At 41.8% G+C, this 22,558-nt stretch carries 22 protein-coding genes and 1 other annotated feature; all 22 genes read right to left on the bottom strand.

The genetic code is table 11. The features are described from left to right. Position 1: 1 nt before the first annotated feature. Positions 2-913: a dihydroorotate dehydrogenase gene (locus J2S07_RS11120; protein ID WP_307150469.1), complete on the bottom strand. Its 912-nt coding sequence runs from the start codon at positions 911-913 to the stop codon at positions 2-4. After that, entirely contained in the window at positions 910-1,692 is a 783-nt protein-coding gene (locus tag J2S07_RS11115) for a dihydroorotate dehydrogenase electron transfer subunit (RefSeq protein ID WP_307150468.1), read from the bottom strand. The genes J2S07_RS11120 and J2S07_RS11115 overlap by 4 nt, the downstream gene beginning before the upstream one ends. Next, a complete protein-coding gene (gene carB, locus J2S07_RS11110; protein ID WP_307150467.1) occupies positions 1,689-4,901 on the bottom strand; it encodes a carbamoyl-phosphate synthase large subunit in 3,213 nt (1,070 codons plus the stop codon). Before carB ends, J2S07_RS11115 begins: the two co-directional genes overlap by 4 nt. Beyond that, on the bottom strand, positions 4,880-5,983 hold the full coding sequence (locus J2S07_RS11105; RefSeq protein ID WP_307150466.1) for a carbamoyl phosphate synthase small subunit: 1,104 nt from the start codon (positions 5,981-5,983) through the stop codon (positions 4,880-4,882). Before J2S07_RS11105 ends, carB begins: the two co-directional genes overlap by 22 nt. Beyond that, complete coding sequence (gene pyrC / locus J2S07_RS11100; RefSeq protein ID WP_307150465.1) at positions 5,980-7,266, bottom strand: dihydroorotase; 1,287 nt, start codon at positions 7,264-7,266, stop codon at positions 5,980-5,982. Before pyrC ends, J2S07_RS11105 begins: the two co-directional genes overlap by 4 nt. Further along, positions 7,229-8,161, bottom strand: a complete 933-nt coding sequence (locus J2S07_RS11095) for an aspartate carbamoyltransferase catalytic subunit (protein WP_307150464.1) — start codon at positions 8,159-8,161, stop codon at positions 7,229-7,231. The genes pyrC and J2S07_RS11095 overlap by 38 nt, the downstream gene beginning before the upstream one ends. A 172-nt stretch (positions 8,162-8,333) precedes the next feature. Then, complete coding sequence (locus J2S07_RS11090) at positions 8,334-9,647, bottom strand: uracil-xanthine permease family protein (protein WP_307150463.1); 1,314 nt, start codon at positions 9,645-9,647, stop codon at positions 8,334-8,336. A gap of 215 nt (positions 9,648-9,862) precedes the next feature. Then, positions 9,863-10,405 (bottom strand): bifunctional pyr operon transcriptional regulator/uracil phosphoribosyltransferase PyrR, encoded by a 543-nt coding sequence (pyrR, locus tag J2S07_RS11085; protein WP_307150528.1) that lies wholly within the window; start codon positions 10,403-10,405, stop codon positions 9,863-9,865. Positions 10,406-10,595: 190 nt separating this feature from the next. Next, positions 10,596-11,507, bottom strand: a complete 912-nt coding sequence (locus J2S07_RS11080; protein WP_307150462.1) for an RluA family pseudouridine synthase — start codon at positions 11,505-11,507, stop codon at positions 10,596-10,598. After that, positions 11,479-11,973 carry a signal peptidase II gene (gene lspA / locus J2S07_RS11075; RefSeq protein WP_307150461.1) on the bottom strand — a complete coding sequence of 165 codons (495 nt, stop codon included), beginning with the start codon at positions 11,971-11,973 and terminating at the stop codon, positions 11,479-11,481. The genes J2S07_RS11080 and lspA overlap by 29 nt, the downstream gene beginning before the upstream one ends. Positions 11,974-12,044: 71 nt before the next feature. Beyond that, positions 12,045-12,332 carry a hypothetical protein gene (locus J2S07_RS11070; RefSeq protein WP_307150460.1) on the bottom strand — a complete coding sequence of 96 codons (288 nt, stop codon included), beginning with the start codon at positions 12,330-12,332 and terminating at the stop codon, positions 12,045-12,047. A 205-nt stretch (positions 12,333-12,537) separates the two neighbouring features. Continuing rightward, the gene (ileS, locus tag J2S07_RS11065; protein WP_307150459.1) at positions 12,538-15,303 is read right to left on the bottom strand and encodes an isoleucine--tRNA ligase; all 2,766 of its coding nucleotides are present in this window, start codon (positions 15,301-15,303) and stop codon (positions 12,538-12,540) included. Between the two features lie 66 nt (positions 15,304-15,369). Continuing rightward, positions 15,370-15,603 (bottom strand) — a binding site (T-box leader). 43 nt (positions 15,604-15,646) lie between these two features. Next, positions 15,647-16,159: a DivIVA domain-containing protein gene (locus J2S07_RS11060; RefSeq protein WP_307150458.1), complete on the bottom strand. Its 513-nt coding sequence runs from the start codon at positions 16,157-16,159 to the stop codon at positions 15,647-15,649. 98 nt (positions 16,160-16,257) lie between these two features. After that, complete coding sequence (locus J2S07_RS11055) at positions 16,258-17,031, bottom strand: YlmH family RNA-binding protein (RefSeq protein WP_307150457.1); 774 nt, start codon at positions 17,029-17,031, stop codon at positions 16,258-16,260. A 66-nt stretch (positions 17,032-17,097) separates the two neighbouring features. Next, positions 17,098-17,361 carry a YggT family protein gene (locus J2S07_RS11050; RefSeq protein WP_307150456.1) on the bottom strand — a complete coding sequence of 88 codons (264 nt, stop codon included), beginning with the start codon at positions 17,359-17,361 and terminating at the stop codon, positions 17,098-17,100. A gap of 6 nt (positions 17,362-17,367) precedes the next feature. Continuing rightward, a complete protein-coding gene (locus tag J2S07_RS11045) occupies positions 17,368-17,811 on the bottom strand; it encodes a cell division protein SepF (protein WP_307150455.1) in 444 nt (147 codons plus the stop codon). A gap of 10 nt (positions 17,812-17,821) precedes the next feature. Further along, on the bottom strand, positions 17,822-18,493 hold the full coding sequence (locus tag J2S07_RS11040; RefSeq protein ID WP_307150527.1) for a YggS family pyridoxal phosphate-dependent enzyme: 672 nt from the start codon (positions 18,491-18,493) through the stop codon (positions 17,822-17,824). A 5-nt stretch (positions 18,494-18,498) separates the two neighbouring features. After that, positions 18,499-19,317, bottom strand: a complete 819-nt coding sequence (pgeF, locus tag J2S07_RS11035; RefSeq protein ID WP_307150454.1) for a peptidoglycan editing factor PgeF — start codon at positions 19,315-19,317, stop codon at positions 18,499-18,501. Positions 19,318-19,392: 75 nt separating this feature from the next. Continuing rightward, a complete protein-coding gene (locus tag J2S07_RS11030) occupies positions 19,393-19,656 on the bottom strand; it encodes a YlmC/YmxH family sporulation protein (protein ID WP_307150453.1) in 264 nt (87 codons plus the stop codon). A gap of 84 nt (positions 19,657-19,740) precedes the next feature. Further along, a complete protein-coding gene (gene sigG / locus J2S07_RS11025; RefSeq protein WP_307150452.1) occupies positions 19,741-20,520 on the bottom strand; it encodes an RNA polymerase sporulation sigma factor SigG in 780 nt (259 codons plus the stop codon). Between the two features lie 171 nt (positions 20,521-20,691). Then, positions 20,692-21,411, bottom strand: coding sequence for an RNA polymerase sporulation sigma factor SigE (sigE, locus tag J2S07_RS11020; RefSeq protein ID WP_307150451.1), 720 nt, complete (start codon positions 21,409-21,411; stop codon positions 20,692-20,694). A 60-nt stretch (positions 21,412-21,471) separates the two neighbouring features. Continuing rightward, positions 21,472-22,401 (bottom strand): sigma-E processing peptidase SpoIIGA, encoded by a 930-nt coding sequence (gene spoIIGA, locus J2S07_RS11015; protein ID WP_307150450.1) that lies wholly within the window; start codon positions 22,399-22,401, stop codon positions 21,472-21,474. Between the last annotated feature and the right edge of the window lie 157 nt (positions 22,402-22,558).

Raw genomic sequence — 22,558 nt, 5'->3', positions numbered from 1 at the left:
TCTATTTCCAGCTCCTTCCTATACACTCAGAAATATGTTCGAACCCATATTTATCTAGTAGCTCTGTCAAATCCTTGATGATTTTTGGACATACAAATGGGTCAACAAAATTCGCTGTGCCTACTGCCACCGCACTTGCACCCGCAAAGAAATATTCGAGTACATCCTCGGCAGATTCGATGCCTCCCATCCCGATGATCGGAAGGGAAACGGCTTGACTCACCTCATAAATCATACGAATGGCCACTGGTTTAATAGCAGGACCGGATAAACCACCTGTACGATTGGCTAAAATCGGCTTACCAGTTTTCAAGTCAAGTCTCATCCCAAGAAGCGTATTAATCATCGTCAGCCCATCTGCTCCACCCGCTTCAACCTCCTTTGCCATTTCAACGATATTGGTGACATTCGGGGACAGCTTCACATAGACAGGTACACTTGAAGCTTCCTTCACCTTCGCCGTTAAGCTCTTCGCCACTTCAGGTATTGTTCCGAAGGCAATTCCTCCTGTTTTGACATTCGGGCAGGAAATATTTAATTCAAGCGCGTGGACATTCGGAGCCTTGGAGATTCTTCTTGCCACCTCAACGTAATCCTCTTCCGTAGAACCAGCCACATTCGCAATAATTGGCACATCGAACTGCTCTAGCCATGGCAGCTCCTCGCTTAATACTTTGTCAAGACCAGGATTTTGCAAACCAATGGCGTTGAGCATTCCAGCTGACGTTTCAGCGACTCTTGGAGTTGGATTTCCGAAGCGTGGCTCCACTGTCGTCGCCTTAATCATGATCGCCCCTAATTCACTTAAATCATAGAGCTGTCCAAATTCTTTGCCGAAGCCGAAGCAGCCTGAGGCTGGCATGATGGGATTTTTCAGCTTTAAACCTGGAAGATTCACTGCTAAACGATTCATAGGACGACCTCCCCAGCACGAAATACCGGTCCGTCCGTGCATACTTTTTTATAGGTAAAGCCATTTGGATTTTCTGCAGTATGGCATACACAAGCAAAGCAGGCGCCAATGCCGCAGCCCATTCTTTCTTCTAACGATAAAAATACTTTTTTGTCGGCAGCGTATTTCTCCTCGATCGCTCTCAGCATCGGTGTTGGGCCACAGGAATAGATGGTATCAAAGCTGAGCACCTCGGAATCAAGAACATCTGTCACAAGACCGCATGTTCCATAGGACCCATCAACAGTGGCAATAAATGTAGGACCAAGCTGTTTGAATGCTTCCTCATAGAACGTGGCTGATTTTGTCTGAAAACCAAACACATGAAACACTCTTACCCCTCGAGCAACAAGTTGCTTTGACAATTCATAAAGGGGTGGAACCCCGATACCGCCACCAACGAGGAGAGCTGTCTCCCCTGCTTCTGTTTCTTCAAGTGGAAATCCATGCCCTAATGGACCGAGTATATCTACCTCATCACCAGGCATTTTTTTCGATAATATCGTTGTTCCTCGCCCTTCCGCCCGATAAATGAGCGTGAACTCTTTTTTTTCATGATCAATGTTTGCAATACTAATCGGGCGTCTAAGCAGTGGATCCAGTCCACTTGAAACCTTCACGTGAACAAACTGACCTGGCTCCGTCATTTCAGAAGCAAGCTCACCACAAAGGATGAGCTCGTAAATATTTTCAGCAATTTCATGATGGGAAATAACTGTGCATAATTCATTTCGAATCATTGCAAAACCGCCTCTCGTTTTGTCTCGACTTCACCCATCGGCTCTGCGGAGAACATCATCGATTCGATCACTCGGAGCATTGCTTCTGCTGTATCTAATGAGGTTAAGCATGGCACGCCATTTTCGACGGATTCACGACGAATTCGGAAGCCATCTCGTTCTGGCTGCTTGCCTTTCGTTAAGGTATTAATGACGAACTGCGCTTCTCCATCGCGAATCACATCAAGCAGGTTGTGACCGTCTGTATCGATTTTGTCGACCACCTGTACTGGAATGCCAGCGGCTTGCAAAAAGCTTGCTGTTCCACTTGTGGCCATTAATTGATAGCCTATCGCTGCAAAGCGTTTTGCCAGCTCTAGTGCCTCTTCTTTGTCCTTGTCAGCAACCGTCATCAACACCGTTCCATACGGTTGAATTTTCATGCCAGAGGCTACAAGACCTTTGTAAAGTGCTTTCTCAAGGGTCAAATCCTTGCCCATGACCTCGCCCGTTGATTTCATTTCTGGTCCTAACGTTATATCCACCCGTCTAAGCTTTGCAAAGGAGAATACTGGAACCTTGACATATACGCCTGCTTTTTCAGGAACTAGCCCTGACTCATAGCCCTGCTGTTCAAGAGATTGGCCCAAAATGACCTTCGTCGCAATCTTTGCCATTGGGATATTCGTAATTTTACTCAAGAAAGGCACCGTTCTGCTTGAGCGTGGGTTGACTTCAATGACGAATACTTCACCATCAGACACGACATATTGGATATTCAATAATCCAATGATGCCAAGACCCTTTGCAAGTCTTTCTGTATAATCGACTAGCTTTGCCTTCACATCCGCTGTTAAACTCTGTGGAGGGTAGACGGCTATGGAATCACCAGAGTGAACACCTGCTCGCTCGATATGCTCCATGATACCTGGGATTAGCACCGACTCCCCATCACAAATCGCATCAATTTCAATTTCTTTCCCTGTTAGATAGCGGTCAATCAAGACTGGATGCTCTGGATTGATTTTCACGGCATTTTCCATATAATGAAGGAGCTCTTCCTCATGGTAAACAATTTCCATCGCTCTGCCACCAAGTACATATGAAGGGCGTACAAGGACAGGATAGCCGATATCTGAGGCGATTTTGACAGCCTCCACGACTGACATCGCTGTTTTTCCCTTTGGCTGTGGAATGTTTAATTTTGTTAGAGCATGTTCAAACTTGTCGCGATCCTCCGCACCATCAATGTTTTCCAAAGATGTTCCAAGAATGTTCACTCCTCTTTCCACTAGCTCTGAAGCAAGATTTATCGCCGTTTGACCTCCAAACTGAACAACGACCCCGATGGGCTTCTCTATATCGATAATGTGCATCACATCTTCAATCGTTAGTGGCTCAAAGTAGAGCTTATCAGAAATACTAAAGTCGGTTGAGACTGTTTCAGGATTGTTATTAATGATAATCGCTTCATAGCCTGCTTCCTTAATTGCCCATACGGCATGAACTGTAGAGTAGTCAAATTCAATTCCTTGTCCGATCCGAATTGGCCCGGAGCCAAGGACGACAACACTTTCACGCTCAGTCACAACCGATTCATTCTCATCCTCATATGTTCCATAGTAATAAGGTGTTTCCGATTCAAACTCTGCGGCACATGTATCCACCATTTTATAGATTGGAACAATTGAATTCTCCTTGCGCCAATCGTATACTTCTCTCACGCTAGCATTCCACAGATCTGCTAGAACACGATCAGCAAAGCCCCTTTCCTTCGCTTTTCGTCCAACTTCCAAATGGAACGGATTTGCCGCAATCTCCTTTTCAAGGGCTACTATCTTCTCCATCTTATGAAGGAAAAAGAGATCAATTTGGCTCCATTCATGAAGGGTATCGATGCTGACCCCTCGTCGTAACGCTTCCCCGATATAGAATAATCGTTCATCACCGGCTTTGCGGATGCGTTTTTCGATGAGGTCGTTATCAATCTCCCCTGCATCCTTTAATGCTAAGTGGTAAACTCCCGCTTCAAGTGAACGAATCGCTTTTAAAAGGGATTCTTCAAAGGTGCGCCCAATCGCCATAACCTCACCTGTCGCCTTCATTTGTGTTCCTAATGTACGATTAGCGGAATCAAATTTGTCAAAGGGCCAGCGTGGAATCTTAGTAACGACATAATCTAGGGCTGGCTCAAAGCAAGCATAGGTTTTGCCAGTGACCGGGTTCATCATTTCATCCAATGTGAGACCGACAGCAATTTTCGCTGCGAGCTTTGCAATTGGATAGCCTGTCGCTTTTGAAGCAAGGGCAGATGAACGGCTGACCCTTGGATTCACTTCGATGATGTAATATTGATAGCTATTTGGGTCGAGGGCTAATTGAACATTACAGCCACCTTCAATTCCGAGAGCACGAATAATTTTTAGAGATGAATTTCGAAGTAGCTGATATTCACGATCGCTTAATGTTTGACTTGGTGCAACGACAATCGAATCACCCGTATGGACGCCAACCGGGTCAATGTTCTCCATATTACAGACGACTATGGCATTATCGTTCGCATCTCTCATAACCTCGTATTCGATCTCTTTGAAGCCTGCTATGCTTTTTTCAAGGAGACATTGTGTTACTGGACTATATTTTAATCCGCTTTGGACAATTTCAATGAGTTCCTCTTCGTTATGACAGATACCGCCACCTGTCCCTCCTAATGTGAATGCAGGACGAACAATTACAGGGTAGCCTACTACCTTGACAAACTCATAGGCTTCCTCAAGATTATGGATGATTTCACTTTCTGGGACCGGCTCACCAAGCTCGTTCATGAGGCTACGGAAGAGATCGCGGTCCTCTGCCTGCTCAATGGCGGACAGCTTTGTTCCGAGAATCTCTACGCCACACTCCTCAAGTACGCCCGATTTCGCTAACTCAACAGCCAGGTTCAGCCCTGTCTGTCCACCTAAGGTTGGGACTATTGCATCAGGGCGTTCCTTACGAATAATTCGACTGACGAACTCAAGTGTAAGTGGTTCAATATAGACGACATCCGCCATTTCTGTGTCGGTCATGATGGTCGCAGGATTTGAATTCACAAGGATGACGCGATAACCCTCTTCTTTAAGAGCGATGCACGCTTGTGTTCCAGCATAATCAAATTCTGCCGCTTGACCGATGACGATGGGTCCAGAACCGATGACTAGGATACTGTTTATATCTGTACGTTTTGGCATTCGTCTACACCACTTTCCTTAGATTCTATTAAGCTCAAAAATTGGTCAAATAAATCATTAGCATCCTCTGGTCCAGGCGATGCCTCTGGATGATACTGCACCGTAAATGCAGGGTAATCTTTATGCTTCAGTCCTTCGACCGTCCCATCATTTAAGGCGATATGTGTAACCTCAAGGCATGTTCCCTCGATCGATGCCTCTTCTACAGTGTACCCGTGATTTTGTGAAGTCAAAGCAATTTTTCCAGTTGCAAGGTCTTTCACTGGATGATTCGATCCTCTATGACCAAACTTCATTTTTTCTGTATTCGCCCCACATGCAAGAGCAAAAAGCTGGTGTCCTAAGCATATCCCGAAAAATGGTACTTTGCCGAGGATCCCTTGAATCATGCTAATTGCTTCTTTCACATCTTTTGGGTCTCCAGGTCCGTTAGAAAGCATCACACCATCAGGACTTAAATTCATAATATCCTCCGCTGTCACATTATAAGGAACAACAATGACATCGCAGTCACGCTTATTCAGCTCTCTCAAAATCCCATGCTTCATTCCATAGTCAACAAGGACAACCCTTTTCCCACGGCCTGGGCTCGCATATGGTCTTTTTGTGGATACCTGCTTTACCTGATCAGTTCTTATTTCGGTTGCTTGAAGGCGCTCCAATACACTTTCCACATCTTCATCCATGCTTGCAAATGTGCCTTTTAGCGTTCCGTATTTCCGAATTATCCTTGTAAGCTTTCTTGTATCAATCCCAGCAAGTCCTGGGATGCCCTTGTTTCGCAAGTACTCATGCAAAGAAAGCTCATTTCTCCAATTGGAGGGGAAATCGCAGGCTTCTTTAACAATCAGACCATGGATCGCCGGGGTTATCGATTCAAAATCATCGCGATTAATTCCATAATTTCCGATTAATGGATAAGTTAATGTTACAATTTGTCCACAGTAGGAAGGGTCGGAAAGAATTTCTTGATAGCCTGTCATTCCAGTATTAAAAACAACCTCTCCAATTGTCGTATGTTCACTTCCAAATCCCTCACCAATAAAAACAGTTCCATCCTCCAAGACTAATTGCCTTTTCATGCCTTTACACTCTCCCTGCTCCATGCAATTTTTCCTCCAACCATTGTTAGCACTGGCCAGCCTGCACATTCCCAACCACCAAACGGTGTATTTTTTCCTTTAGAGACAAAGGACTGAGGATCAATTGCCTCAACATGCTTTAAATCGATTAGTGTGAGATCCGCTTCTTTTCCTACTGAAATTGAGCCATTGGGCAAACCAAACACCTGAGCAGGCTTTTCTGTTAAAAAGTCTACTAATTGCTTCAAAGTGATTAACCCTTTTTTCACAAAATGAGTGTATAAGAGCGGGAATGCCGTCTCCAAGCCCACGATTCCAAACGGAGCAAGTGCCATCCCCTCTGCCTTCTCTTCTGCAGTATGCGGCGCATGATCAGTTGCAATCATATCGATGGTCCCATCCAACAAACCTTCGATTAAGGCTTCGCGGTCAGCAGCACTCCTAAGGGGTGGATTCATCTTGTAATTCGGGTCAAGTCCTGGAATATCATCCTCACATAATAAGAGATGATGTGGAGTCACTTCAGCCGTCACTTTGATCCCCGCCCTCTTAGCATCCCTTACGACACGGACCGATTCCTTCGTACTAATATGGCATACGTGATAATGGCAATTCGCTGCTTCTGCTAAAAGAACATCTCTCGCGATATGTACCGATTCACAAACAGATGGAATTCCATTAATACCATGACTTCTCGAAAAATTCCCTTCATGTACAGAGCCTTTATTGATCAAAGTGTTTTCCTCGCAATGGGCCACAATCGGCATATCAATTTCGGCTGCCCGCTTCATCGCCGCAAGCATCATAGAGGCATCCTGCACACCAACACCATCATCAGTGAAAGCAAAGGCTCCTGACTCCTTAAGTTCCTCAAAGTTAGTCAATTCCTTTCCAAGCTCGCGTACTGTAATAGAGGCGTAGGGTAGAACACGAACTACAGCAGTTTCTTCAATTCTTTTTTGCAGCCACTCCATTTGCTCCTTTGTATCAGGAACGGGTCTTGTATTTGGCATTGGCGCAACCGTAGTAAAACCGCCCTTTGCCGCGGCAAGGGTCCCCGTCGCAATCGTTTCCTTCTTCTCCCCACCTGGCTCGCGGAGATGAACATGGACATCAATAAAGCCTGGGGCAATCAAAAGTCCCTTTGCGTCAATGGTTTCGTCCGCTTTTACTGTTATTGACTTTCCAATTTCTTGAATGATCCCATTGTCTATGAAAATATCAGCCTCTTTAAGATTTCCTTCATTAGTAAGCAACTGACCATTTTTGATGATGATGGACATGTTCATTTCCCCCTTTTATTAATGCTCTCTTCAATACTGCCATTCTTACAAATACACCATTCTCCATCTGCTTAAAAATTCTAGAACGCTCACATTCTACCAACGTATCGGCAATCTCGACATCCCGATTGACTGGTGCAGGATGCATGATGATGGAACCAGGCTTCATTTGTTGCTCTCTTTCTTCTGTTAGCCCATATAACAAATGATAATTCTCTTTAGAGAAGCTCTCTTCTTCTCCATGCCGCTCATGCTGAACGCGGAGCAGCATGACCACATCTGCTGTTTTAGTTGCCACATCAATATCCTCATATGTGCCGAAATCTATTAAGCTCTCATCGAACCACTTCTCTGGACCAGAAAAAACAACCTCCGCACCTAACCTCTTAAGTACAGACGCATTGGACCGTGCTACCCGACTATGTCGGATATCTCCGATGATGGCCACCTTCAAACCGATGAAATGGCCAAATTCCTGCCTGATGGTGAGTAAATCAAGAAGGGACTGTGTAGGATGATGTCCACAGCCATCTCCAGCATTCAATATGGAGAGATTCACTCTTTCCGTCAATTCCATAAAATAATTGTCGATGCTGTGACGTATCACAACCGCTCCTACACCAATGGATTCCAATGTTTTCACCGTATCGTAAAGCGTTTCTCCCTTTAACACACTTGAAGCATTTACCTCAAACGGAATGACCTGTAATCCCAGCCTTCTTTCCGCAACCTCAAAGCTGCATTTCGTTCTTGTACTCGGTTCAAAAAACAGGTTTGCTACAAATGTCTGTTGTTCCGGCTGCCATGCTGCTCCTTCGGAAAAAGCTTGAGCTTCATCCAAAATTTCTCTAATCTCTTCGATGGGTATATCCGTTGTAGTTAATAAATGCTTCATGAGAGAAACCCTCCTTTTTGATAAAAAAAGCACCCTGACATGAATTCAGGGTGCAGTTAATAAACATCGGCAATGTAGAAGAAATGCATCACACATCCCCTTCTCCATTTGCCAACCTATTCAACACCCTTATAAATCTCTCTGGATTTACTTAAAAGGTTATTTCGTGTTTTTAAGCTACATGGTCTTCAAACTCTTCATCCGACAAGCCGCTATTCTTGTCACGACCAGGGAGAACGAGATTCAGAATGACACCTACAATGGCAGCTAGAGCCATTCCTTCAATGCTCAAACTTTCAGTCACCCGGAAGGCTGCTCCGCCTATCCCAAGCACTAAGATAACAGATGCAATGACAAGGTTTCGGTTGTTGCCAAAGTCAATGTTGTTCTCCACTAACATTCTTAGTCCACTTGAAGCGATAATCCCAAATAACAGGATTGATATTCCACCTAGAACTGCTGTTGGAATCGTTTGGATTAAAGCCATAGCTGTTCCGATGAAGGAGAACAAGATAGCAATGATTGCTGCGCCTAAGATAACATATACGGAATATACTCTTGTAATCGCAAGTACCCCAATATTTTCACCATACGTTGTTTTTGGAGGTCCACCGATAAACGCACTGACAAGGGTTCCTAATCCATCCCCAATAATAGAACGGTGAAGACCTGGGTCTTTAATATAGTTGCGACCCACAACCTTTCCTAATACTAACTGGTGACCAATATGCTCTGAAATTGTCACTAGTACAATTGGAACCATGGCTAGAAAAATGGTGGAGCTTAGATTAAAATCATAGTCAATCCCAGGAATCAAGAATTCAGGCATTGCAAACAGCTTTGCTTCTTTTACCTGTGTGAAATCGACAATTCCAATGATTGCGGAGTAAATATAGCCAATAATGAGGCCAAGCAATATCGGCATTGCACTTAAGATGTTCTTGAAGTAAACCGTAAAGATAATGGCTGAGAAAAGCGTTACTAGAGCGGCAGAGAAGTGCAGGAAGCTGTACTCTCCATTGACATTCATCGCCATATCTACAGCTGTTCCTGATAATCCTAAACCAATTACCATAATTACTGGTGCCACCACAATCGGTGGTAAAAGGCGCATCAGCCACTTATATCCTGTCTTCCAAATAATCAAGGATACAATTCCGTACGTGATTCCCACGGCCATTGCTCCAATCATGGCATTTCCAGGGTTAACACTCATCCCGTTATCATCCAAACCACCTGCTGCAATCAAAATTGGTGCGATAAAAGCAAAGGATGAGCCTAGATAAGCTGGAACTTTGAACTGTGTAATTAGCAAAAAGATAATCGTTGCAATCCCACTTGTTAGGAGAGCAATTGCTGGGCTTAAGCCTACTAGCTTAGGCACCAGGATGGTTGAGCCAAACATCGCAAACATATGCTGAAAGCTTAGTGTAATCGCTTGTGTAACCGTTGGTTTATCGTTAATATCAAGTACTGGTCTATTCATTTCGCATCTCCCTATTTTTATCTCTTTAGGAGAAATGGTAGAGTGTGGTCACTTTTACCAATTCCCTTTATTAGCCTCACTGGACTAATTTTAAAAGGTGAATCTTTTTATAAAGTTAATCCTTATGCCGCCTTCTGTGTATGGGTTCACTTCGTTGCTCATCCCGAGCAAAACACGTTCACTCCATACACAGAAGGCTAGAATCAACACTGCACTTATTTATCATAAATACTTACTTGTTCATTTTCATCAATTTCTACTAATTCAACGACAATCTTTTCTGAGCTTGATGTCGGAATGTTTTTTCCAACATAATCTGCTCGTATCGGAAGCTCTCGATGTCCTCTATCTACTAAAACAGCAAGCTGCACAGAGGAAGGTCTACCAATGTCCACTAAGGCATCAAGTGCTGCACGGACTGTTCTTCCTGTATATAAAACATCATCCACTAAAATAACCTTTTCGTTGGTGATTTCTACAGGAATATCAGATCCCTTCACTAAAGGCTCTTCATTCTCGGTTAATTTGGTTAAATCGTCGCGGTATAATGTGATATCTAGTTCTCCAACAGGGATTTGAGCACCTTCGATTTGTTGTATGCGCTCCGCTAATCGCCTTGCCAGGAAGATTCCCCTTGTTCGAATACCAACTAAGACGCAGCCTTCTATGCCTTTATTCTTCTCAATGATTTCATGAGCTATTCTTGTCAATGCCCTGCGTATCGCCTGCTCATCTAATACAACAGCCTTTTTTGTCATTTCTTCACTTCCTCTCAAAAAGTCCATTAAAAAATCCTCTCACCAAGGGCGAGAGGATAGACGAATCCATACTTAATGTAAGATGGGCATAAAAATCCCAGCTCACTATCCGTTTCCTTCTCAGCCTCTCTGGACTGTTTTTAAAGGACTTATTAAACTATAGTCATCTTAATTCACTGCGGAGCCTTTGTCAATGATTATTTCGCAGCTTGTCCAATAATTCGACAAAGTACTTTGGAAGCGGGGCTTCAAATTCAAGATATTCCTTCGTTCGAGGATGCTCGAAGCCCAGAACTCCTGCGTGCAATGCCTGCCCGTCTAGATCTAAAGTTTTTCGGGGGCCATATTTTGGATCCCCTGCAAGCGGATAGCCAATATACTTCATATGAACCCGTATTTGATGGGTTCTTCCTGTTTCTAACTGACATTCCACGAAAGTGAAATTCTGAAAGCGTTCCAGTACCTGAAAATGTGTAACCGCATGCTTGCCATTATCTACAACCGTCATGCTTTGTCGATCTTTCGGATCACGAGCGATTGGTGCGTTGATCGTTCCATAATCATGGGGAATATTTCCGTGAACAAGAGCCCGATATTTTCTTGTTACCGTCTTTTCTACAAGCTGATTAACAAGGCTTTCGTGGGCCAAGTCATTTTTCGCAACCATTAATAGACCAGATGTGTCTTTATCAATTCGGTGAACAATCCCTGGACGGAGTACCCCATTAATCCCAGATAGATCCTTGCAATGAGCCATTAGCCCATTAACAAGGGTCCCTGTCAAATGACCAGGGGCAGGATGCACAACCATTCCTTTTGGTTTATTCACAACGACTACATCCTCATCCTCATAATAAATATCGAGATTCATTTCCTCTGGAATCACATCTAGCACTTCAGGCTCTGGGATTAGAATCTCAATAGCATCATTCATGCTGACCTTATAATTTGTCTTAACTGCTTTTCCATTGACAAGGATATGGCCTTCTTTAATCCATGCCTGTATCTGTGTTCTCGACCACTCTTCATTCAAAGAAGAAAGCACCTTGTCAATTCTTTGACCAGCCTCTTCCTCAAGAATGATGTGTTCCTTTTTCTCCATGGGACTTCTCCTTTGCTTGTCGCTCTTCGCGAAACATTTGTATCATTAGTAATGCAACCCCTACCACCAGGCTTGAGTCCGCCACATTAAAAATAGGAAAATCATAGCCAAAAATATATGTATTCACAAAGTCAACCACTTCTTTACGGAAAACCCGATCAATGAAATTTCCGATGGCTCCACCAAGCATTAAGCCAAGAGATACACCTAGCAATCCTTTTCCTTTTGCAAACTTTGCCATATAATAGACTATTCCGATAATAACAATAATGGTAATGACATAGAAAAACCACATTTGTCCTTGTAGAATTCCCCATGCGGCTCCTCGGTTTCGATGGGAGGTAATGTATAGGAAATCCTCAATCACCTTAAAGCTTTCCCCTATTTCCATATTTTTCACAATCAACCATTTTGTCCATTGGTCCAATGCAATAATGAGCAGTGCAATTATGTAATAAAAAAACACAAAGGTAACCTCCAGCTCCAGCGTAATTGTTACCTTTGCATTTTAGCATACTACACATAAAAACGATAGCATCATGAAAAAATCGGTTTACAATAATACCTGTTGATTTCATTCACATCTTCTATGGATTTAATTGTTGGAACCATGTATAAATAAGCATCAGGTATAAGTTGTCCCGAAAACTCACAAAGTCCAAACTTACCTGCTTCGATTTTCTCTAAAGTTTCTTCGATATCCTTAAGTTCTTCCTCAACTATAGGCGCAATCTCTGGTGAACATTTTTCATGTATAAGACTTTCCAGTAATTCGTTTTTGATCGTACGGAGTTCTGAATAGAGCTTTTGTAGGTTGGCTTCCATATCTTAACCTCCGTGTTCAATTTTGTTTTAGATTTTGTTTTCACTTATTATCTCCGAAGGTCATTTTCTGACACAGGAAAACATTTGACATTGAGCACAACGATTTACGGACCTGGAATAATCCCCCTATAATCTATTATATAAGAGCATGACTAAAGATGTTAAAAACCCTCCGGACAGACGTGTCGGAGGGTTTTGTTTTATCCTAAATATGATAATGTTCTTTTACTATATGGGCACAACGAGGACATACTGTTGGATGATCCTGATCCTGTCCAACCTCAGTTGTCACAACCCAGCAACGTTCACAGGTTTCACCTTCAGCCTTTGAAACCACAATCGCAGCTGTATCCAGCTTAAGCGCTTCTTCAGGTGCCCCTTCGTAAGTACCAGCAACCTCAAAGCCAGATACAATAAAGATTTGCTGTAGATTCTCAGAGATAGAATCGAGCAAGTCCTTTGTCGCTTCGTTTACGTATAGGCTAATTTTTGCCTGTAACGACTTACCAATTACTTTGGCATTTCTCGCTTCCTCTAATGCCTTAAGAATATCATCACGAAGTTCCATAATTTTTGTCCATTTGTCAACAAGCTGCTCACTATTAGATAATTCCTTGAAAGTAGGCATATCGGTTAATTGAACACTTGCCTCTGTAACGTTTGGAATGTATCCCCAAACCTCATCAGCTGTATGAGGAAGAATAGGAGTAACAAGCTTTGTTAGTACGACCAAGCATTCATAGAGTACAGTTTGAATAGCCCTGCGCTCTTGATTATTTTCCGCTTCAATGTATAAAACATCCTTGGCAAAGTCTAGATAGAAGGCACTTAGATCAAGTGTACAGAAATTGTTAATCGCATGATAAATCGCTGAATATTCATAGTTTTCATAAGCATTGAGCACATTTTTAATCAGGCTATTTAATTTTACTAAAATAAACTGGTCCACTTCTCTTAAGTCTTGATATGCGACCTTATTGGTCTCAGGGTTAAAATCTGCAAGGTTACCGAGTAAGAAGCGGAATGTGTTGCGGATTTTGCGGTACACCTCTGCCACCTGTTTAAGGATCGCATCTGATACCCTCACATCTGCCTGATAATCAACAGAAGCAACCCACAGGCGTAAAATATCGGCGCCAAGCTGGTTCATGACCTTAGCAGGTAAAATCGTATTTCCAAGTGATTTACTCATTTTTCTACCTTCTCCATCAAGAGCAAAGCCATGGCTCAGCACTCCCTTATAAGGTGCCTTACCTGTGACAGCAACAGCTGTTGATAAAGAAGAGTTAAACCAGCCACGATACTGGTCAGAGCCCTCTAAATAAAGGTCTGCGGGACGCTGTAGGTCCTCTCTTTCCTCTAATACAGCTTGATGGGATGAACCGGAATCAAACCAAACATCCATAATATCGGTTTCTTTCGTGAAAAGACCATTTGGACTTGACTCATGGGTAAAGCCTTCTGGCAGTAAATCCTTCGCTTCACGTTCGAACCAGACATTTGAACCATGTTCACGGAATAGATTTGAAACTTGCTCGATAGTTTCGTCCGTAATGATTGGTTCACCATTCTCACCGTAGAATACAGGAATTGGTACGCCCCATACACGTTGACGAGAAATACACCAATCGCCACGGTCTCTTACCATATTGAAAAGTCTTGTTTCTCCCCAAGCAGGTACCCATTTCGTTTCTTTAACCGCTTCAAGAAGCTCGCCCCGGAAATCCTTAATGGAAGCAAACCATTGAGCGGTAGCACGGAAGATGACCGGCTTTTTCGTTCTCCAATCATGCGGATAGGAGTGGGTGATAAAATCTAATTTTAACAAGGCTCCAACCTCTTGAAGCTTTTCCGTAATTGGCTTATTCGCAGTGTCATAGAACAAACCCTCGAAACCTTCCGCTTCGCTTGTAAAGACCCCTTTATCATCCACTGGACTTAGGACATCAAGGCCATATTTCTTTCCAACAAGGAAGTCGTCCTCCCCATGTCCTGGAGCCGTATGAACACAGCCTGTTCCTGCATCAGTCGTAACATGCTCGCCAAGCATCACAAGAGAATCTCGATCATAGAGAGGATGTTTGGCAACAATATACTCTAACTCAGAACCCTTAACTGTTTTTAAAACAGATGGATTTTCCCAACCAAGTTCTTTTGCTACAGTCTCCAAAAGGTCTTTTGCGATAACATATTTCTTCCCGGAAGCCTCAACAACAACATAGTCTAAATCACCGTGTACCGTAATTCCTAGATTCGCTGGAATCGTCCAAGGAGTTGTAGTCCAAATGATAATTTGCGTATCAGTATCTAATACATCTTTGCCATCCTTTACATCAAATGCCACATAAATGGATGGAGAGCGTTTGTCCTTGTACTCAATCTCCGCTTCAGCAAGCGCCGATTCACTGGATGGAGACCAATAGACAGGCTTAAGGCCTTTATAGATATAGCCCTTTTTCGCCATTTCACCAAAAACCTTAATTTGCTGGGCCTCATATTCTGGCTTTAACGTAATATAAGGGTTTTCCCAATCTCCTCGAACCCCGAGGCGTTTGAACTGTTCGCGTTGGTTATTAATTTGCTCATTAGCATATTCTTCGCAAAGCTTGCGGAACTCCGCAACAGAAAATTCTTTTCTTTTCACACCTTTATTTGCTAACGCCTGTTCGATCGGAAGTCCATGTGTGTCCCAGCCCGGAACATACGGAGCATGGTATCCGCTCATCGATTTAAAACGAACGATAAAGTCCTTCAAAATTTTATTCATTGCATGACCCATATGAATGTCGCCATTTGCATAAGGAGGTCCATCGTGTAAGACGAACATTGGGCGCCCCTTTGTTCGATCCTGAACCGCTTGATAAATGTCCATCTCTTTCCATTTTTCCTGAATCTCAGGTTCCCTCTTTGGCAGGTTGCCACGCATTGGGAATTCCGTTTTTGGCATTAACAATGTGTCTTTATAATCCATTTCCTTTCCTCCTAAAAAACTCTCTTACTATTCTTGCCAATAAAAATAAAAAACCTCCTCATCCCAAAAAGGGACGAGAAGGTTTAAATCCCGCGGTACCACCCTAGTAGATAGAAAAATCTATCCGCTCAATAAAATTCGTAACGTGAATGACTCGCCAAAGCCTAATAGCAATGTAATTACGTTCAGCCCGGTACTCAAGGGTGATCTTCCAATCCTTCATCTACGTCGAACTCCCACCATCTTCGACTCGCTAAAGTAGTACCAGAAAAATTGTACTGTCCCTCTCATTGTATTAATTATCATTATAATACCGTATTATATGCTTTTTCGGTCTTTTACGTCAAGCTAGGGAATCTTCTTCTGCAGATTTTAACTCGGATGCATCGACCTCATATTGTAGTAAATGATCCCAATCATCATTATTCAAAAGGTCTAGCTGTGCTTCAATTAGCATCTTAAATCTCGTGCGGAAAACCTTCGATTGCTTCTTCAGATCCTCTATTTCAAGGGCAATTTTCCGGGCTTTAGATAATGATTCATTAACGATTCTATCAGCATTTTTCTCCGCTTCCTTGATGATCAGCTTTGCTTCCTTTTGCGCATTTCTCTTCACTTCTTCAGCTGCTTCCTGTGCGATCACAATCGATTTATTCAAGGTTTCCTCAATGCTAGAGAAATGGCCCAGACGTTCATTCAAATCATTGAGCTTTTCCTCCAGCTCTTTCTTTTCACGGATAATAATTTCATAATCCTTAATCACTTGATCAAGAAATTCGTTTACCTCATCCTCATCATAACCACGGAACCCTTTATTAAATTCCTTGTTATGTATATCTAAAGGTGTTAATGGCATAAGGCCACCTCCAAAATTATTATAATCCTATGTATTTTCGATTATATGCAAATATTCGACATAACCATAGCTTTTCCTGCATATTTTTTTAATTTCCCCTATTTTTGTTTCCCAGCCACAATCCGCCATTTATCCTTCTTTGTTTTCCCTTCCAAAGAAACAAGCTTGGCTCTCCCATAGCCACGGACGGAGAGAATATCCGCCACATCACAGATAAATCCGGAATTCTCGATGGTTGTCCAATTCACCTTCACAAGCCCATGCTTAATATACTCCTGAGATTTCTGCCTGGAAATATTGAAGATTGCTGATATGACCGCATCTAATCGAAGCGATGAAACTGTAGCTGACAGCTCAATCCAGCTATCACTTACAAGAATCCCCTCTGTTAAAGGAACTTCCTTCAGAGTAACGGAGGCACGTCCAATTTTTGTGAGCTGAAGCTGAATATAATCACTAACCTCTTTTCCCACCAAAAACTGCACACGCTCATTCTTGACGAGGATATCGCCGAATTTCCCTCTCTTTAATCCTAATGACATCAGACTTCCAAGAACCTGAGGATGTTCAATCGTGATAAATTTCGCTGGATAGTCAACTTCAAATAATTGAATTTGAAAATCACTTTCCTCGACGGTGTAATAGTCAGGGAAAATAAGGGCTCTTTTTCGTTCATTTGAAACAAGCCCACCAGAAAAATCAACCTTAACATCTGACTGCGTACCGATGATCGTTTGAACAATCTGCTGCTCCCTCGGGTCTAGGAAATCGGTGAGCTTGGGGCTATAAGAATTCTCCACATATTCCTTCCATTCTAGAACTTGATCGATAAAGTCATGCTCTTCACTGCGGAAATGCTGATAAATATTCATTTCATCACCCTTAGAAAGTAAAAAAGGGGAGTCAAATTGAGCCCCTTTTTTCAATCATTCATAATCTTAAATTACCCATCTAAACACTTGCTCTAGCCCATATCCAGCGAAACGTAAAACCAATATCGCCACAATCGGAGAAATATCAATCATCCCAATCGGCGGGATAATTCTACGAAAAGGCTCTAAATAAGGTTCACAAATTCTTGTCAAAAATTGTCCTATTGATGTTTCTCTTGCATTTGGGAACCAGGACATCAAAATATAGATAATGAGCGCCCATGAGTAAATATAAATTAGGTTAAACAGTATAGAAAAAACAAATCCCATGTGAAGCTACCACCTCGAATCTTCAAAATCTGTTTCTTGGAGTATTTGTGAAATACTTCCAGATACCTCCACGTTATCTGGAGTACAAAGGAAAATATCAGTACCAATTTTCTGAATATCGCCACCAATCGCATAAACCGTTCCACTTAGAAAATCAACAATCCGCTTCGCCTGATCGCGATCAATTCGCTGCAGGTTGACGACAACGGCACGGCGATTCTTTAATTGATCCGCAATATCCTGTGCCTCTGCATATACACGCGGCTCCACTAAAACAACCTTGGATGACTTCTGCACACTTTGCAGACTCACCACATTCTGTTTTTGCACTGCAGGCTGATGCTTCTGTGATCTCGCAGGTGGCACCTCTTCCTCATACATTTCTTCATCATCATAATCATATTCATCATCAAGAAAAAAGAATGTCTTTATTTTAGACTTAAGACTCATCCTTACACCTCTATTCACCGACTAATGCGGTCCCGATTCGAACCATTGTTGCACCCTCTTCGATGGCAATTGCAAAATCATTGGACATCCCCATAGAAAGTTCAAGGCATGGTGCATAGTCCAAATTCAGCTCTTGTATTTCCCTCTGCAAATTCTTTACAGTTCTAAAGCAATCCCTCAGCACCTGCTCATCATTCGTGAAGGGTGCCATGGTCATTAAACCAACTACTCTTATTTTTGAAAAATCATTCAGTTCTTTAATAAACGGAAGTACTTCTTCTGGAGCAAGCCCATGCTTCGATTCCTCTTCAGATGTTTTCACCTGTACAAAACAATTGAGCGGCTGATTTGCCCGTTTATTAATTTCCTTTGCCAAGGATAATCGGTCCAATGAATGGATATAATCGACCTTGTCAATGATGTTCTTGACCTTCCTAGTTTGGAGGGAGCCGATAAAATGCCATGTAGGCTTGTCCCCAAGCGCCTCCCACTTTACCTGAATTCCCTCTTCCCGGTTTTCACCAAGATGAGTGATCCCTGCTTCTAGTGCTTCTTTTGCTCGCTCGATCGAAACATATTTCGTTACAGCGATAATTGTTATGTCATTTGGATTGCGACCCGCTTTTTCACAGGCCTCCGCAATTTGTTTGTTAATTTGAGTAAGATTATCTGTGACTTGCATCTGAACTATTGCAAATCCTCCTTCCAAGCAAGAAAGCTCATCATGCGACCAGTTTTTCCCTTATCACGCCGGTGAGAGAAAAATTGTTTTTCTTGGCAGCTGGTGCATAAATCTGATACTTGAATATTTTCTTCCTTAATACCTGCCTTCATCAAAATCAAGCGATTTGCTTCTTTTAAGTCAAGCTGGTATTGATTGCCACTAATTAGATTATATGGTTTTTCTTCGACATCTTCTAGTCTATTTTGAACAAATTTGATAACGTAGTCGTCCACTACATAACAATTTTCGCAAATTGATGGACCAATCACAACAAAAATGTCTTCTGCTCTTATATTCTCTTCCTCAAAGACACGAATCATTTCGCTTCCTATCCCTTTAACAGTGCCCTTCCAGCCCGCATGTGCTAGACCAATTGCATGAGCTTTTGGCGCATAAAAGTATAAAGGCACACAATCAGCATAACACATCGTTAAAAGGATGCCAGATTCCTTTGTGAAAAACCCATCTGTGCCTTTGAAGGAATCTGAGTATGATGTCGCTCCTCTTCCTGCGTCTTCCACTGTGACCTTCATGATCCTTGCATCATGAGTTTGCTCGGCAGCAATCCAGCGATTTAGGGGGAAGTCAAGAAGCTCCGAAACTATTTTTCGATTATGTAAAACGGAATCGGGAGCATCATTGACATGGTATCCTAAATTTAAGGTAGAAAAACCCCCCTCGCTTCTCCCACCATTCCTCGTTGTAAATCCAGCCACTAGATGATCTTTCATCCAGTCCTCAATTAGATAAAATGATTCATTCTTTAAAAAGAATGGCTCCATGTTTTGTACCCTCATTCTGTTTTTATATAGTGTAACACAGAAGACACTTTCCTCACAGTAAAACTAATTTAAATTCTATTCTTCAATATATTTGATTTCCGCTATATCTTTATAACGAACTAGGATAACATCCTCTCCTACCTTGAGAATATTTTTCCAAGAGATCGTAACTTCTTCGTCTCTTCCAAATAGACCGAGCACTTTCCCAGTGCCTGCAATAATAATCGCTTCGATCTTACCCGACTTTAGATTAATGTCTACATCTGAAATATTTCCTAGTTTTTTTCCATCCGATATATTGATAACATCCTTCATTTGAAACTCAGAAATTCTAACCATCACGATCAACCCCCATGATTTCTCTTAACTATGTATATGAGAGATGGGAGTTGAAAAATGAATAAAGCTGCCAAAAATGGCAGCTTAGCTCTGTATATGTTTATTCATTTGTTTGATGGCAGCCTTTTCTAGACGAGATACTTGGGCTTGTGAAATTCCAATTTCCTCTGCCACTTCCATTTGTGTTTTTCCTTGAAAAAATCTTTTTCTAAGAATGAGTTTTTCCCTTTCGTTGAGTCGTCTCATCCCTTCCTTTAAGGCAATTTCTTCAATCCAATTAATATCCTTATTCCTTTCATCACTGAGCTGGTCCATCACATAGATCGGGTCTCCGCCATCATTGTAGATCGGTTCAAACAAGGATACAGGATCTTGAATCGCATCTAGAGCAAAGACGATTTCTTCATGGGGAACATCGAGCACCTTGGCGATTTCTACAGCCGTCGGTTCCTTTGAAGTCTCACTCATTAATTTTTCCCTCACCTGCAGTGCTTTGTAAGCAATATCTCTGAGTGAGCGTGATACACGAATAGGGTTATTATCCCGTAAATAGCGTCTAATTTCTCCAATAATCATCGGAACAGCATAAGTAGAAAACTTTACATTTTGACCTAAATCAAAGTTATCAATTGATTTCATCAGACCTATGCAGCCTACCTGGAATAGGTCATCAACAAACTCGCCCCGATTATTAAAGCGTTGAATCACACTTAAGACGAGACGTAAATTCCCATTGACGAGTTTCTCACGTGCGGTAGTATCCCCATTTTGCATTTCTTTGAAGAGCTTTCGCATTTCTTCATTCTTTAATACTGGGAGCTTTGATGTGTCTACACCGCATATTTCAACTTTATTTCGAGTCAATTCTTTTCCCTCCTCATAGGAGTTGCTGTACAAAAAACAGTATCTCCTTGAAGAGGAAAAATATGCACCTTGCACCAAGTGGAAGAGTGTCGAAAGTTGTCGGAAAACAGATAGAAATCTGATGTCGATTGAGTTAAATATCAATAAAAATTTTTTACAGAACTGGATCCATTAGACCATTTTATTAAATTCTTTCTTCAATCGTTTGATGATCCGTTTTTCCAGGCGTGAAATGTAGGACTGGGAAATACCAAGCATATCTGCGACGTCCTTTTGTGTCTTTTCCTCCTCGCTGCCAAGACCAAATCTCAACTCCATAATTTGCTTTTCCCGATCAGAGAGCTGATGGAGTGCTTTTAGGAGGAGCTTTTTATCCACCGTTGCCTCTAGATTTTTCGTAATGATATCCTCCTCTGTCCCCAACACGTCGGATAAGAGAAGCTCGTTCCCATCCCAATCAATATTTAAAGGTTCGTCAAAAGATACCTCCGACCTGATTTTATTGTTTCTTCTTAAGTACATCAGAATTTCATTTTCAATGCATCGTGAAGCATAGGTAGCCAGTTTGATCTTCTTTTCTGGATTAAATGTATTGACGGCTTTAATGAGGCCAATGGTTCCAATGCTAATCAAGTCCTCAATATTGATTCCAGTGTTTTCAAACTTTCTAGCAATATAGACAACGAGACGCAAGTTTCTTTCAATCAAAATTGATCTGGCTGCCTTATCACCATTAGGCAGCTTTTGCAGCAATACTTCTTCTTCTTCCTTCGATAATGGAGGAGGGAGAGCTTCGCTTCCACCGATATAGTATATTTCATCCGTTTTTAGACGCAATTTTATTAATAGCTTATACCAATAGTATGATAAGCGAAGTTTAAGTTTTTTCATCTGTTGTCCTCCTTCAAGACTTTGTCAATTTATTAAGCTGTTTTAGCAAAGAGCCAATTATTAACCTACTTTGATCGTTGTTTGATAAGTTCCTGTTAACATTTTAGGATGAACAATACATTGGAAAGCATCGTCAGAGGAGAGCTGTTGGCTCGTAAAACAAACAAGTCCTTTGTCCACAGCCCATGCTTTATCTTTGCTTCTAATGAAAATTTCATCTGGCTTAATGCCGATTACAAGCTGATGCTCCTGTCCAACGACCTTATAAGGAATAATGCGCATCCTCTTTTCCCAATTTAACTCAAGTGTCCTTTTTCCTAGAATAATATCTTCACTATTACCTCCGAGCTGAATAAGCGCTTCAGGTAATTTTTCTATTTTATTAATTGAAACAAACATAACCGGCATTTTGGAGATAGGATCATAGAGCTGGTTTCCGCTGTCTATAAGTCCTTTGAAATTCAATTCATACTCGTCGATCTTTATGATAACATCAACAATTTGCTCATACTGAATCTTCGTAACCTCCATTTTCTCCAATGTTGACTTTGAAAAATGCCAGGCTAAAGGAAAACCAATAAACACAAACAACCAGCTAATTGGGTCGCCAAAACCATGAATACTTTTTAAAGCAACATCCGTTGCCAGTTTGAAATCAAATTGAATAAAATAATGGACTCCTATTATTGCACCCCCGGTCAGAAAAGTAACAAGATAGAGGGTCATTAAACCACTTAAGAAATAAGACAACCTTTTATATCCAAAGACAGCAAGCACCATAAGGAACGAAAAAAATAATTTTGACATTGGATGGTTGGAATAGGTATGTAATGGAGTAATCGTTAATAAAATGATGATTGAGCCGGTAAATCCACCTAATATAAGTCTCGGAACCTTGATCCTCCTCTTTAAAAGAATTGCCGTTAAATACAAGAGCAGGGTGTCGAACAGGAAATTGAGTGCCCAAATGACATCCAAATAGATCGTCAACCGCTCTCCTCCTTTTTGTACATTGGAAATCTATCAATCCGTTACGAAAAAGTATAGCGTACATCCATTATGAAAGTGTGTCACTTCTTGAAATAAAAAAGCAGTAATTTTCACATATTCATTCGGATTTTGTCATTTTTTCATCATCAGCAAAAAC

The sequence above is a fragment of the Anoxybacillus andreesenii genome (genome assembly GCF_030813005.1).
In the GTDB taxonomy this organism is placed as follows: domain Bacteria; phylum Bacillota; class Bacilli; order Bacillales; family Cytobacillaceae; genus Robertmurraya; species Robertmurraya andreesenii.
Note: the sequence above shows the minus strand (reverse complement) of the source record. Positions and strands in the feature narration are given on the sequence as shown.